This is a genomic window from Pseudomonas sp. TE21394, assembly GCF_054057835.1.
In genome coordinates this window covers 362,718-375,287 of the sequence record NZ_JBSRZR010000001.1, presented here as the reverse complement: position 1 = coordinate 375,287, position 12,570 = coordinate 362,718, and the positions used below count along the sequence as shown (strand labels likewise).

Genomic DNA, 12,570 nt, shown 5'->3' with positions numbered 1-12,570 from the left:
ATAAGATGGCAATCACTATCAGCAGAGTAAACCTTTGGTTGCTAATCATGGCCATGGAGTCGTTCAACGCTTTGGAGTGTTTCATCCGCAGCGCCGAAGTCGGCAGCTTTGCCGAGGCTGCCAGACGCCTGAGCATCACCCCGGCGGCGGTAGGCAAGCATGTTGCCCAACTGGAGGCGCGCCTGGGGGTGCGGTTGTTCCAGCGTAGTACCCGCAAGCTGACCCTGACCGAGGCAGGGCAGCGATTTCTCGGGGAGGTCAGTGACAGTTTCCGCACTATCCAGTACGCCGTGGCCAACCTGGCCAGTGCCGAGGGCCAGCCGGCCGGGTTGTTGCGGGTCAGCATGGGCACGGTGTTCGGGCGTTTGTACGTGCTGCCCCTGCTGGGCGAGTTCCTGCTTCGCTACCCGGGCATTATCCCGGACTGGCATTTCGACAACCGCCAGGTCGACCTGATCGGCCAAGGCTTCGATGCGGCGATTGGCGGGGGCTTCGAACTGCCGCCGGGCGTGGTGGCGCGCAAGTTGACCCCGGCGCATCGGGTGCTGGTGGCGGCGCCAGCTTATCTGGCCCGCCATGCACCGGTCACCCAGCCGCAGGCCCTGCAGCGGCATGACGGTATCCTGATCCGCTCGCCGCAGACCGGGCGCGTGCGATCGTGGCCGTTGACCAGCCGCTGGCAGGAGCAGCAGCCTTTGGCGTTGCGTCAGGCGATGACCATGAGTGATTCGGATGCGGCTTGTGCGGTGGCCGAGCAAGCGCTGGGGATTGCCCTGGTGAGCCTGCCGTTTGCGGTCCCGTATCTGGAAAGTGGGCGGCTGCGCCGGGTGCTGCCGGACTGGTATGTGGACGATGGGCATATCAGCCTGTATTTCGCCGAGCACAAGCTGTTGCCGGGCAAGACCCGGGCGTTTGTCGATTTTGTGGTGGAGCGGTTCGCTCAACAGGGCCTGGCCGGGCGGTTCGATGCCTTGCAGGCGCTTTGATGTCCAGGTTTGAAGCGCCCCTACGACGACCGCATTGGCCGCGCCTTGGCGAAGGAACCCCTCAGGCTACATCGACAATCCACAATGTCTGCGTCCCCAGGCCCACCTCATCTTCCACACGCTTGCCGACCAACTGCTGCCCCAGCGGCGATCGCGGGGTAATCACCGTAACCAGCCCATCCGCCTCGCCAATCTTCAACCCTGCCGCCTCGGGCCCCAGGAACAGACGCCGCTGCCCGCCAGCTTCATCTTCCAGCGTCACCAGGTTGCTCAACTGCACGCCGCGCGCCGGGTCATAATCGCGCAGCAGCAATTGCTGGTAGGTTTGCAGCGCCGATCGTATCTCGGCACTGCGGCGGGCCTGGCCGGTGGCCAGGTACGAGGCTTCCAGGCCCAGGGTGTCGTACTTGTTCTCGGCGATGTTCTCCTCGGCGGTAGCCGCTTCATACGCAGTCTGTGCCGCGCGGGTCAGCACAGCCAGGTCATGCTCGAGGGTGGCGACGATCTGCGCCAGCAGGCGGGTCTTGTCCATGATCAGTAACAGAACTCCAGCACATTGGCCTGGCTTTTGTCAGTGGGCGCAGTGCGGTTCTGCTGCAGCCAGAACTGGCACTTGGGGCTGTTGAGGTTGCGCGGGTTGCCCTGGGCGGCCTCGGCGGCCTGTTGCTGTTCCTGCTTGTGCAGGATGACCTGGTAGCGCTCGAACATTTCAGTCTGGGCATCCGCCGCCGGGGCTGGCGGTACAGCTGGCCGGGAAACGCCGGGCACTACCGCCTGGGCCAACGGCTGCACCTGCTCTGGCCATAGCTGCAAGGCCAGCCACAGGCTGGCGGCGATGGCCACGGCGCCCAGCCACAGGCCCAGGGCAACGCACAGGATCAACGGCAACGGCTTGAGGGAGATCTTCAATTCACGGTGGCGGGTCATGGCACTGTCCTGGCGGGGGGGGGGGGGCGGGGGCATTGTCGCATGCGTTTGGGCTTTTTTCCCCGCAGGTGCTTTTGTCGGCGACAATTTATCCGCAGAATTTGCGGTTTTTCCGCTGGGCGAGGGCAGGGCACATGAAAGTCACCTGGGACATCTTCTGCACCGTGGTCGACAACTATGGCGATATCGGCGTGACCTGGCGCCTGGCGCGCCAGCTGGTTGCCGAGCATGGCCTGGCGGTGCGCCTGTGGGTGGACGACCTGGGCGCGTTCGTGCGCCTGTGCCCGGGGGCCGATGCTGCACTCGACCAGCAGTGGCAGCAGGGCGTCGAGATACGCTGCTGGCCGGTTGACTGGCAGCCGGTGGCTACTGCCGACGTAGTCATCGGCGCCTTCGGCTGCCGCTTGCCGGTTGGTTACATCGAAGCGCTGGCCATACGACCGCTGCCAGCGCTATGGCTGAACCTGGAATACCTCAGTGCCGAAGACTGGGTGGAGGGGTGCCACGGCTTGCCGTCGCCGCAAGGCAACGGCTTGCGCACGGTGTTCTTCTTCCCTGGCTTCACCGCGGGGACTGGCGGCCTGCTGCGCGAGGCGCCCTTGCTGGTCCGTCGCGCCGCATTCGAGGCCGACGCGGCGCAGCGCGCTGCGTTTCTCGCCGGGCTGGGTGTGCAGTTGCACACCGGCGCTCGGCTGATCTCGCTGTTCGCCTACGAAAACCCGCACCTGGCCGGCTGGCTGGACGCCCTGGCCGAGGATACCCGGCCCAGCCACCTGCTGGTGCCGGAAGGGCGCATTCTCGGTGACCTGTGTGCCTGGCTGGGCGAACCTACGCTGCCGGTGGGGGCGGTACGCCAGCGTGGTGCGCTGACCGTGCAGGTGCTGCCTTTCGTCAGCCAGGACGATTACGACCGCCTGCTCTGGTGCTGTGACTTCAACGCCGTGCGCGGCGAGGATTCGTTCGTGCGTGCGCAATGGGCGGGGCGGCCACTGCTGTGGCACATCTATGTGCAGGAGGAGAACGCACACTGGGAAAAACTCGAAGCGTTCCTGGCGCTTTATCGCCAGGGCTTGCCGGACGCTGCCGCCGAAGCCCTGGTCGATCTGTGGCGCGCCTGGAACCTCGACAGCCGCACGCAGCGCGACATGCACGCGGCCTGGGCCAAGGTGCTGGCGCATTGGGACGAGCTGCAGGCGCATGCCCGCCACTGGTGTGCCAAACAGGCCGCTCAGCCGGACCTTGCCATGACGCTGGTACAGTTTTACCGAAATTGGCTATGATACGCGGCCTCGATTTTTATAAATCCATCCAGATTCGGATACTGCGTAATGAAAACTGGTAAAGAACTGAAACCCGGCACCGTACTGCGGATCGACAACGACCCGTGGCTGGTACAGAAAGCCGAATTCACCAAGTCGGGTCGCAACAGCGCGATCATGAAGACCAAGCTGAAGAACCTGCTGACCGGCTACAAGACTGAAACCGTCTACTTCGCCGACGACAAGCTGGACGACGTGATCCTCGACCGCAAGGAAGTGACCCTGTCCTTCATCAGCGGTGACGCCTACACCTTCATGGACACCACCGACTACACCATGTACGAGCTGAACGCCGAAGACATCGACGCCGTTCTGCCATACATCGAAGAAGGCATGCAGGACGTCTGCGCCCTGACCATGTACGAAGAGAAAGTGGTATCGGTAGAACTGCCGACCACCATCAGCCGCCAGGTTACCTACACCGAGAACGCTGCTCGCGGCGACACCTCGGGCAAGGTCATGAAGCCTGCCAAGCTGGCCAACGGTACTGAAGTACAGGTTGCCGACTTCATCGAAATCGACGAGTGGATCGATATCGACACCCGCGACGGCTCCTTCAAGGGCCGCTCCAAGAAGTAATACTTCTTGTGGAACGCAAAAACCCGGCCTTGGCCGGGTTTTTTTGTATCTGGATCGTTACCTGCAGACGCAAGTCTCTAGAAGCGGCCTTGCGTCGCGATGGGCTGCAAGGCCGCTCCTGCATGTGAGCCTCAGACAGTGACGTGAAGGCGTACGTCCACGTTACCGCGGGTTGCGTTGGAATACGGGCACACCTGGTGCGCCTTCTCCACCAGCCCTTCGGCCTCGGCCTGTGCCAGGCCCGGCAGGTTGATGTGCAGGTCGATGTCCAGGCCGAATCCGCCCGGAATCTGGCCGATGCCGACCTTGGCGCTAATCGAGGCATCCGCTGGCAAGGCTTTCTTCTCTTGCCCGGCCACGAACTTCAAGGCGCCGATGAAGCATGCCGAGTAACCGGCGGCAAACAGTTGCTCGGGGTTGGTGCCGTCCCCGCCAGCGCCACCCAGTTCCTTCGGGGTGCTGAGCTTGACTTCCAGCTTGCCGTCGCTGGAGCGGGACTTGCCGTCGCGCCCACCGGTGGAGGTAGCTTCTGCGATGTACAGCGGATTGACCTTTTGCATCTTGAGCCTCGCTAACGTGTTGTGCGCTTCCGCTCTGGGAAGGGCGCGGGTTGGTGTGGGGATTAAGTTAGCGCGCAATTAGTTAGTGCGCAAGATAAATTATGACCGTTCGTCCGGACAGCCCTTTCTCAGCCCGATTGTCAGAGGGTCTTCTGCAGATTCTCGCGCAATGTCAGCAGGTCGGTCTGCAGCTGTTGCAGTTGCTCCAGGCTGCGGCCACTGGCCTTGAGAATGCATTGTGGCACCTCCCTGGCCCGTTGTTGCAGAGCGCGGCCTTTGTCGGTCAGTTGCACCAGCACCACCCGTTCGTCTTCGCGGCTGCGGTTGCGCTGCAACAGGCCTTCGCTTTCCAGGCGTTTGAGCAACGGGGTCAGTGAGCCGGGGTCGGTAAGCAGGTGCTGGCTGATCTCGCCCACGGTCAGGCCGTCGTGCTCCCACAGCACGAGCATGGCCAGGTACTGCGGGTAGGTCAGGCCCAGGGCCTGCAGCAGCGGTTTGTAGACCTTGGTCATCAGCAACGAGGTGGAGTGCAGGGCGAAACAGACCTGGTTGTCCAGCAGCAGCTCGTCACAGGAGGCTTGGGTGTCGGCGTTCATGCAGGTCCTTGAAAGTAATCAATGGGTAAGTCTGGCACGCTGATCATCAGTGCGCGCGTTACTTGTGCAGTTCACTGTGCAAGGCCAGGTCCCAGGGTGGAATCGGACTGAACCGGCTCTTGAGAAATTCGAGCAGCAAACGGCTGCGAGAGTTCGTTTCATGTTCCAGACGTAGCGCGTAGATACCGCTGGTTTCAGCCGGGGGCAAGCCGCCGTCGCAAAACAGCGGTATCAGCTCGCCGCGCAGCAGGTATTCGCTGATCAACCAGGTAGGCAGGTGAGCGATGCCCAAGCCGGCGAGAGCACCGAACAGCAAGGTTTCGGCGTTGTTCGCGGCCATGCGCATGCGCGCGGGGCGGTACAGGCGGGTTTGCCCGGCTACATTGAAGCGCCAGGCAAAGGGTGGCGCCAGGCCATCCCAGTCCAGGCCGTCGTGCCCAGGCAGTTCACTGGGGCAGGTGGGTATGCCGCGGCTGGCCAGGTAGGCGGGGCTGGCGCAGGCAATACGCACCATGTACGCGAGTGGCGTGGCGACCAGTCGGGTGTCGGCCAGAGGGCCGGCGCGCAGTACCAGGTCGACTTCGCCGAGGTGGCTGCCATGCAGGTCGACGAAGCTGTCGATCAGGCGCAACTTCACGTCCAGCCCCGGGTAGGCCACCAGGAAGTCGGCAATTGCCGGTGCCAGGTGGCGACGACCGAATGCGGCAGGGGCGTCAATGCGGATCAGGCCTTCAGGGGCACTGCTCAGCGACACCGCTTCGGCGCGAGCCAGGCGCAGCTCTTCGATGATGCGCCTGGCCCGTTCGGCGAAGGCGTTGCCCGCGGGGGTGACGCGTACGGCGTGAGTACTGCGGGTGAACAGGCGGCTGCCTACGGCGCTTTCCAGGTTGTCGATACGCCGGGCTACGGCGGATGGAGTCAGCGGGTGGCGGCGGGCGGCAGCAGAAAAGCTGCCGGTTTCAAGCACATCGAGGAACAGGCTCAACTGGTCGGTCAGAATATCAGGGCTCATGGCTGCCTTGCTTATGCGGATAGCGCACAGCCATTTTGCGCTGCTGTGCGTTTCCCCGCCAGCCCGCAATGGTTAGCATGCTGCATCATGTGAACAGGTAGTGAGGCCCTGATGATCGAGTGGGTGTTGTATGTCGTGCTGGGCGCTGCCTTGGGGACCATGGGTGGCCTGTTCGGCATTGGCGGCGGGTTGATCGCGATTCCGGCGCTGGGCGTGCTGTTTGGCCTGGACCAGCAACTGGCGCAGGGTACGGCGCTGGTGATGGTGGTGCCGAACGTGCTGCTGGCGCTGTGGCGCTATCACCAGCGTAACCGTATCGAATTGCGCCATGCCGTGCCGTTGTCGTTATGCAGCTTCGTGTTCGCCTGGCTGGGGTCGATCTGGGCAGTGGGGCTGGATGCGCATTCCATGCGTCTGGGCTTTGTCGGCTTCCTGGTGGCGCTGGCGGTATGGAACGTGGCGCGGATGTTCATGAAAGTCTCGCCGCCAAGCGCCGAATTGCGTCATGCCTGGCCGTGGCTGGGCGTGCTGGGCAGCTTTGCCGGCACCATGGGGGGCTTGTTCGGCGTGGGTGGGGCAGTGGTGGCCACGCCGATCCTGACCAGTGTGTTCGGCACAACCCAGGTGGTCGCGCAGGGGCTGTCGCTGGCGCTGGCGGCGCCGAGTACCCTGGTCACCTTGCTGACCTATGGGGTGCACCACAGCGTCGACTGGGGCGTGGGCATCCCGCTGGCGGTGGGCGGCTTGCTCAGTATCAGCTGGGGCGTGAAGCTGGCCCATGCGTTGCCGGAGAAGGCACTGCGGACGATGTTCTGCGTGTTTCTGGTGGTGTGTGCAGTGATGCTCGGGTTTGAGCTTTGAGGGCTTGGGGCCACTTTGCGGCCCTATCGCGACGCAAGGCCGCTCCCGCGGCAGCCCCAGCTCACTTGAACCCTTCGACGATGTAATCGGCCATGCAATCGGTGATCGGCGATGCGCTCTGGGTACTGCGCACCAGCATCACATTGGCCACCGGCAGTTGCGGCAGCCCTTCGCTCTCGCCCAGTATGCGCAGGTTCCCGCCAATCAGGCTCTGCAACTGCGCCGTTACCGCCAGCCCGGCCGTGACGATGGCAAAGATTGCTGCCAGGCTCGGGCTGGTATAGGCGATGCGGTAATCGATGCCCTGGGCCTCCAGGGCGTTGCAGGTCCAGGCCCGGCAGAAACAATCGCTGTTGAACAATGCCAGCGGGATGGGCCGTTGCTCTTGCGGGCAGAAACCCTCGGCGGCAGCCCATGCCAGGCGTTCCTGGCGCAACAGCTGGCCAATCTCGTTGCCCGGCTCGCGGGTGACGATGGTCAGGTCCAGGTCCTGGCGCAGCATCAGTTGCTTGGACGATTCGCAATGCACCTCTACCTGCACCAGTGGGTAGGCCTGGGCAAAGCTTGACAGAATGGTCGGCAGAAAGCGCATGGCATAGTCGTCCGGCGTGCCGATCCGCACCATCCCGACCATGTGCGGCATGCGCAGGGTATTGAACACCTCGCCGTGCAGTTTGAGGATACGCCGGGCATAGCCCAGCAGCACCTGGCCTTCGGCAGTCAGCCGTACCTGACGGCCGTCGCGCTCGAACAGCTGCCGCTGCAAAATGTCTTCTTCCAGGCGTTTCATCTGCATGCTCACCGCCGACTGGGTGCGGTTGACCACCTCGCCGGCGCGGGTGAAACCGCCTTGCTCGGCGATGGCGACAAAGGTGCGCAGGACGTCGGCGTCGAGACTCTGGTACTGGGACATTGCATCAATCTCCGAGATGCATGGCATCAGAAACATTCGTTGGATTGATCTTATGCCTGGCGGCAGACTGGAGCCAACAACACGGAGGGCTTCACGATGAAAGGTCTTGTCAGCAGCATCCAGCAACCTGGCTTTTCCCTGAACCATCTGTTGCATGCGGCCGCACAGAAGGTGGCGCGGTGGCTGCAGCTGTACCGCCAGCGCCAGCAGTTGGCCAGCCTCAGCGATGCCACCCTGCATGACCTGGGGTTGAGCCGGGCCGACATCCAGCAAGAAGCCGAGCGGCATTTCTGGGATGATCCGCTGCGTAAGTAGGGCAGCCGATGCTGGCTCTTCGCGGGCTCGCCCGTTATCACAGGTACTGCACTGCTCTCGAAGCGTGTGCCCCTGTGAAAGCGGGCGAGCCCGCGAACGCTTCTAGCGCCGCACCTGCTTGAGGGTTTCGGCGATCAGGAACGCCAGCTCCAGCGACTGGTCGGCATTCATGCGGGGGTCGCAGTGGGTGTGGTAGCGGTCCGACAACGCATCTTCGGTAATCGGCCGCGCACCGCCGATGCATTCGGTCACGTTCTGCCCGGTCATCTCGATGTGGATGCCACCGGCATGGCTGCCCTCGGCCTGGTGCACCTGGAAGAACTGCTTGACCTCGTCGAGTATCTGCGCAAAGTCGCGGGTCTTGTAGCCACTGCTCGCCTTGATGGTGTTGCCGTGCATCGGGTCGGAACTCCACAGCACCTTGCGCCCCTCGCGCTCGACCGTGCGGATCAGCCCGGGCAAGTGGTCGCCGACCTTGCCGGCGCCCATGCGCACGATCAGGTTCAGGCGCCCCGGGTCGTTGGCCGGGTTCAGCGTGTCGATCAGGCGAATCAGCTCTTCGGGGTTCATGCTCGGGCCAACCTTGACCCCGATCGGGTTGTGCACGCCGCGCAGGAACTCCACATGGGCACCGTCCAGTTGACGGGTGCGGTCGCCAATCCACAGCATGTGCGCCGAGCAGTCGTAGTAATCGCCGGTCAGGCTGTCCTGGCGCACGAACGCTTCTTCGTAGTTCAGCAGCAACGCTTCGTGGGCGGTAAAGAAGCTGGTTTCGCGCAGTTGCGGCGCGCTGTCCAGGCCACAGGCGCGCATGAACGCCAGGGTTTCGTCGATGCGGTTGGCCAGCTGGTGGTACTTGTCCGCCAGCGCCGAGTTGGCGATGAAGTCCAGGTTCCACTTGTGCACCTGGTGCAAGTCGGCAAACCCACCCTGGGCGAAGGCGCGCAGCAGGTTGAGACTGGCGGTGGCTTGATGATAGGCCTGCAGCAGGCGCTCCGGGTCGGGGATTCGGCTCTTGGCGTCGAAACCGATGCCGTTGACGATATCGCCCCGGTAGGCCGGCAGGGTGATGTCGCCGATGGTTTCATCGCCCGAAGAGCGCGGTTTGGCAAATTGCCCGGCCATGCGCCCGACCTTCACTACCGGACAGCCGGCGGCAAAGGTCATGACGATGGCCATCTGCAACAGCACCTTGAAGGTGTCGCGGATTTTCGCCGCCGAAAACTCGGCGAAGCTTTCGGCGCAATCGCCGCCCTGCAACAGGAATGCGCGGCCTTCGGTGACCTCGGCAAACTGCCGGCGCAGCTCGCGCGCCTCGCCCGCAAACACCAGCGGCGGGTAGCTGGCCAGGGTCTGTTCGACCTTCAGCAGGTGCGCCGCATCGGGGTAGGTCGGTTGCTGCTGGATCGGCAGGGCGCGCCAGCTGTCAGGGCTCCACGGTTGGTTCATTTCAGGCTCGGTCTCAGTTGTAGGCTACGGGCCATGTTAACAGTTGGCGCTGTGCTTGTTGCATCGGGGGCGTTGGCGGACAATGCGCGTTTTGCGGGTTGGATGGTGAGCATGGCGGAACGGCAAGAGCGGCTACTGGCACGGGTGGAAGATGCCTTTGGCGTCATCAGCGTGTACGAAGTGGACGACTACCGCTTTCTGGAGTTCGGTGATGCGATCGAGCAGAGCTGCGTGTTCACTGCCGACCCGAGCTGGCTGGAGTACGACTATACCCGCGCCATGCTGGTCGGGGCGTTGTGCCATGAGCAGCCGGAAAGCGCGCTGTTTCTCGGCCTGGGTGCCGGCACGCTGACCCAGGCGTGCATGAAATTCCTGCCGCTGGACGACATCGAGGCCATCGAGCTGCGCCCGGACGTGCCACGCCTGGCCATGGAGTACCTGGGCCTGGACGATGACCCGCGGCTGTATGTGCGCATCGGCGATGCCCTGGAGCTGCTGCCCACGGCGGAGAAGGCCGACCTGTTGTTCGTCGACCTGTACACCGACCATGGGCCTGGGGTAGGGCACCTGGCATGGAATTTCCTTGAGAACTGCCAGCAGCAGCTCAACCCGGGCGGCTGGCTGGTGATCAACCAGTGGGCTACCGATGACGGCAAGCCGCTGGGTGCGGCCTTGCTGCGCGGCCTGTACCACCGGCATTACTGGGAACTGCCGGTGAAGGAGGGCAATGTGATCCTGCTGGTGCCGGCGGACCTGGAACAGAAACTGGACCTCGGCGGGCTGCGTGCACGCGCCGAGGCCCTGGCGCCGCGGTTGGGCTACAGCCTGGAAGGGTTGATCCGCGAGATTCGTCCGGCTACCTGAGTGGCTGCGCATCCTTTGGCGACACAGGGTCGCTCCCGCAGCGACACTGTCAGTGTGCGAAGGATTATCGATTCAGCTTGCGCTGATTGGTGGCCCGATACTGGCCGCAAATCGCGAAAATTTTCCTCACTTCTTTGCACCATTTCGGGTATAGTACGCGCCGGTCTTTTAGCGGGCCGCAAAATCAGGTGGTGCAAACCCTCCGAGTCCAGCTTCGGCTGCGCGTCCGCTAGGCGGACCTTCCCACGTTTTCTTTTTCAATCGTTTTCGCAAATCCCCGCCGCCAAAGCTGCCTGGGTGACCTGTCGGTCTTTCATGGCTTGTGCAGCTTTGGAGCATGGGTCTTTGCGGATGCACCTAGAGGCAGACCCATGACCCAGGAAACCGGCGGCTTCGCCGCTCTCGATCTCAATCCGAACATTGTTGCTGCCGTTCTGGCGACCGGCTATGAAGAGCCATCCGCCATTCAGCAACAATCGATCCCGATCATCCTCGCCGGTCACGACATGATCGGCCAGGCGCAGACGGGCACCGGCAAGACCGCTGCCTTCGCCCTGCCGATCCTCAACAAGATCGATGTGAGCAAGCGCGAACCGCAAGCCCTGATCCTGGCGCCGACCCGTGAGTTGGCGCTGCAAGTTGCTACCGCTTTCGAAACCTACGCCAAGCAGATGCCGGGCGTGAACGTGGTCGCCGTCTACGGTGGTGCCCCGATGGGCCCACAGCTGCGGGCGATCCGCAATGGCGCGCAAATCGTCGTGGCCACCCCGGGTCGCCTGTGCGACCACCTGCGCCGTGACGAAAAGGTGCTGTCCACCGTACAGTACCTGGTCCTGGACGAAGCCGACGAAATGCTCAAGCTGGGCTTCATGGACGACCTCGAAGTGATCTTCGATGCCATCCCGGCCAGCCGCCAGACCGTGCTGTTCTCCGCCACCCTGCCGTCGTCGATCCGCTCGATCGCCGAGCGTCACCTGCGTGAGCCCAAGCACGTCAAGATCCAGAGCAAGACCCAGACCGTCACCGCGATCGAGCAGGCCCACCTGATGGTCCACGCCGACCAGAAGATCCCGGCTGTGTTGCGTCTGCTGGAAGTGGAAGAGTTCGACGCGCTGATCGCCTTCGTGCGCACCAAGCAAGCCACCCTGGATCTGGCCGCCGCGCTGGAAGCCAAGGGTTACAAGGCTGCCGCGCTGAACGGCGACATCGCCCAGAACCAGCGTGAACGCGTCATCGACTCGCTCAAGGATGGCCGCCTGGACATCGTCGTCGCCACCGACGTCGCCGCCCGTGGCCTGGACGTACCACGCATCACCCACGTATTCAACGTGGACATGCCGTACGACCCGGAGTCCTACGTGCACCGTATCGGCCGTACCGGCCGCGCCGGTCGCGATGGCCGCGCACTGCTGCTGGTCACCCCGCGTGAGCGCCGCATGCTGCAGGTCATCGAGCGTGTTACCGGGCAGAAGGTGGCCGAAGCGCGCCTGCCGAATGCCCAGGCCGTGCTGGATGCCCGTATCAAGAAGCTGACTTCGAGCCTGGCGCCGCTGGTAGCCGAAGCCGAAGCCACCCACGGCGACCTGTTCGACCGCCTGACCAACGACCTGGGTTGCAGCGCTCGTGCCCTGGCTGCGGCCCTGCTGCGCAAGGCCACCAATGGTCAGGCGCTGGACCTGGCTGCAGTCGAGCGTGAGCAGCCGCTGGTGCCGAGCTTTGCCCCGCGTGGTGAGCGAACCGAGCGTGGTGAGCGTGGCGAACGCCCGGAGCGTGGTGACCGCGAGCGCCGTGCGCCGATGCCGCTGGCCGAAGGCCGCGTGCGTTGCCGTACCGCCCTGGGTGCCCGTGACGGCATCGCGGCCAAGAACCTGCTGGGTGCGATCCTCAACGAGGGTGGTCTGGCGCGTGACGCCATCGGCCGCATCCAGGTGCGCGACAGCTTCAGCCTGGTCGAGCTGCCGGAAGACGGCCTGGAGAAGCTGCTGTCCAAGCTCAAGGACACGCGCGTGGCTGGCAAGCAGCTGAAGCTGCGCCGCTACCGCGAGGATTGATCCTGGCGCAATGAAAAAATCCCCGGCCTAGTCGGGGATTTTTTTTGCCCGCCAGGGCCTCATCGCCGGCAAGCCGGCTACCGGTACAGCGTCAAGTCGAAGCCATGTTGAAGCGGATTCATCCACGAAGCAGACGAC

At 63.6% G+C, this 12,570-nt stretch carries 13 protein-coding genes and 1 pseudogene; 7 read left to right on the top strand and 7 right to left on the bottom strand.

The features are described from left to right. Positions 1–47: 47 nt before the first annotated feature. Positions 48–986 carry a LysR family transcriptional regulator gene (locus ACVWZT_RS01730; protein WP_457467877.1) on the top strand — a complete coding sequence of 313 codons (939 nt, stop codon included), beginning with the start codon at positions 48–50 and terminating at the stop codon, positions 984–986. Between the two features lie 61 nt (positions 987–1,047). On the opposite strand, the gene ACVWZT_RS01725 is transcribed toward ACVWZT_RS01730, so the two are convergent. Together ACVWZT_RS01725 and ACVWZT_RS01720 are read right to left on the bottom strand one after the other, a co-directional pair. Beyond that, the gene (locus ACVWZT_RS01725; protein ID WP_457467875.1) at positions 1,048–1,518 is read right to left on the bottom strand and encodes a GreA/GreB family elongation factor; all 471 of its coding nucleotides are present in this window, start codon (positions 1,516–1,518) and stop codon (positions 1,048–1,050) included. 2 nt (positions 1,519–1,520) lie between these two features. Beyond that, positions 1,521–1,913, bottom strand: coding sequence for a hypothetical protein (locus ACVWZT_RS01720; protein ID WP_457467873.1), 393 nt, complete (start codon positions 1,911–1,913; stop codon positions 1,521–1,523). 134 nt (positions 1,914–2,047) lie between these two features. On the opposite strand from ACVWZT_RS01720, the gene earP reads away from it, so the two are divergent. Both earP and efp read left to right on the top strand, forming a co-directional pair. Beyond that, positions 2,048–3,193, top strand: a complete 1,146-nt coding sequence (gene earP, locus ACVWZT_RS01715) for an elongation factor P maturation arginine rhamnosyltransferase EarP (RefSeq protein ID WP_457467872.1) — start codon at positions 2,048–2,050, stop codon at positions 3,191–3,193. A gap of 48 nt (positions 3,194–3,241) precedes the next feature. Beyond that, the gene (gene efp, locus ACVWZT_RS01710; protein ID WP_170028870.1) at positions 3,242–3,811 is read left to right on the top strand and encodes an elongation factor P; all 570 of its coding nucleotides are present in this window, start codon (positions 3,242–3,244) and stop codon (positions 3,809–3,811) included. A 131-nt stretch (positions 3,812–3,942) separates the two neighbouring features. Here efp and ACVWZT_RS01705 read toward each other — a convergent pair whose 3' ends face one another. The 3 genes from ACVWZT_RS01705 to ACVWZT_RS01695 form a co-directional block, all read right to left on the bottom strand. Next, on the bottom strand, positions 3,943–4,371 hold the full coding sequence (locus ACVWZT_RS01705; RefSeq protein WP_457467870.1) for an organic hydroperoxide resistance protein: 429 nt from the start codon (positions 4,369–4,371) through the stop codon (positions 3,943–3,945). A 140-nt stretch (positions 4,372–4,511) separates the two neighbouring features. Beyond that, complete coding sequence (locus ACVWZT_RS01700; RefSeq protein ID WP_457467869.1) at positions 4,512–4,967, bottom strand: MarR family winged helix-turn-helix transcriptional regulator; 456 nt, start codon at positions 4,965–4,967, stop codon at positions 4,512–4,514. 58 nt (positions 4,968–5,025) lie between these two features. Next, positions 5,026–5,979 carry a LysR family transcriptional regulator gene (locus ACVWZT_RS01695; protein WP_457467867.1) on the bottom strand — a complete coding sequence of 318 codons (954 nt, stop codon included), beginning with the start codon at positions 5,977–5,979 and terminating at the stop codon, positions 5,026–5,028. Positions 5,980–6,090: 111 nt separating this feature from the next. Here ACVWZT_RS01695 and ACVWZT_RS01690 point away from each other — a divergent pair, with 111 nt between their 5' ends. Continuing rightward, positions 6,091–6,840 carry a sulfite exporter TauE/SafE family protein gene (locus ACVWZT_RS01690; RefSeq protein WP_457467865.1) on the top strand — a complete coding sequence of 250 codons (750 nt, stop codon included), beginning with the start codon at positions 6,091–6,093 and terminating at the stop codon, positions 6,838–6,840. A gap of 61 nt (positions 6,841–6,901) precedes the next feature. Here the strand turns inward: ACVWZT_RS01690 and ACVWZT_RS01685 are convergent, their stop codons facing one another. After that, positions 6,902–7,753: a LysR substrate-binding domain-containing protein gene (locus tag ACVWZT_RS01685; protein WP_296234241.1), complete on the bottom strand. Its 852-nt coding sequence runs from the start codon at positions 7,751–7,753 to the stop codon at positions 6,902–6,904. Positions 7,754–7,849: 96 nt separating this feature from the next. On the opposite strand from ACVWZT_RS01685, the gene ACVWZT_RS01680 reads away from it, so the two are divergent. Continuing rightward, on the top strand, positions 7,850–8,068 hold the full coding sequence (locus ACVWZT_RS01680) for a DUF1127 domain-containing protein (RefSeq protein ID WP_296234243.1): 219 nt from the start codon (positions 7,850–7,852) through the stop codon (positions 8,066–8,068). A gap of 102 nt (positions 8,069–8,170) precedes the next feature. Here the strand turns inward: ACVWZT_RS01680 and ACVWZT_RS01675 are convergent, their stop codons facing one another. Further along, entirely contained in the window at positions 8,171–9,517 is a 1,347-nt protein-coding gene (locus ACVWZT_RS01675; protein ID WP_003247094.1) for a class II 3-deoxy-7-phosphoheptulonate synthase, read from the bottom strand. Between the two features lie 102 nt (positions 9,518–9,619). Here ACVWZT_RS01675 and ACVWZT_RS01670 point away from each other — a divergent pair, with 102 nt between their 5' ends. After that, positions 9,620–10,381, top strand: a complete 762-nt coding sequence (locus ACVWZT_RS01670) for a spermidine synthase (protein ID WP_457471995.1) — start codon at positions 9,620–9,622, stop codon at positions 10,379–10,381. A gap of 337 nt (positions 10,382–10,718) precedes the next feature. After that, a pseudogene (locus ACVWZT_RS01665) lies at positions 10,719–12,432 on the top strand (DEAD/DEAH box helicase). Positions 12,433–12,570: the final 138 nt, after the last annotated feature.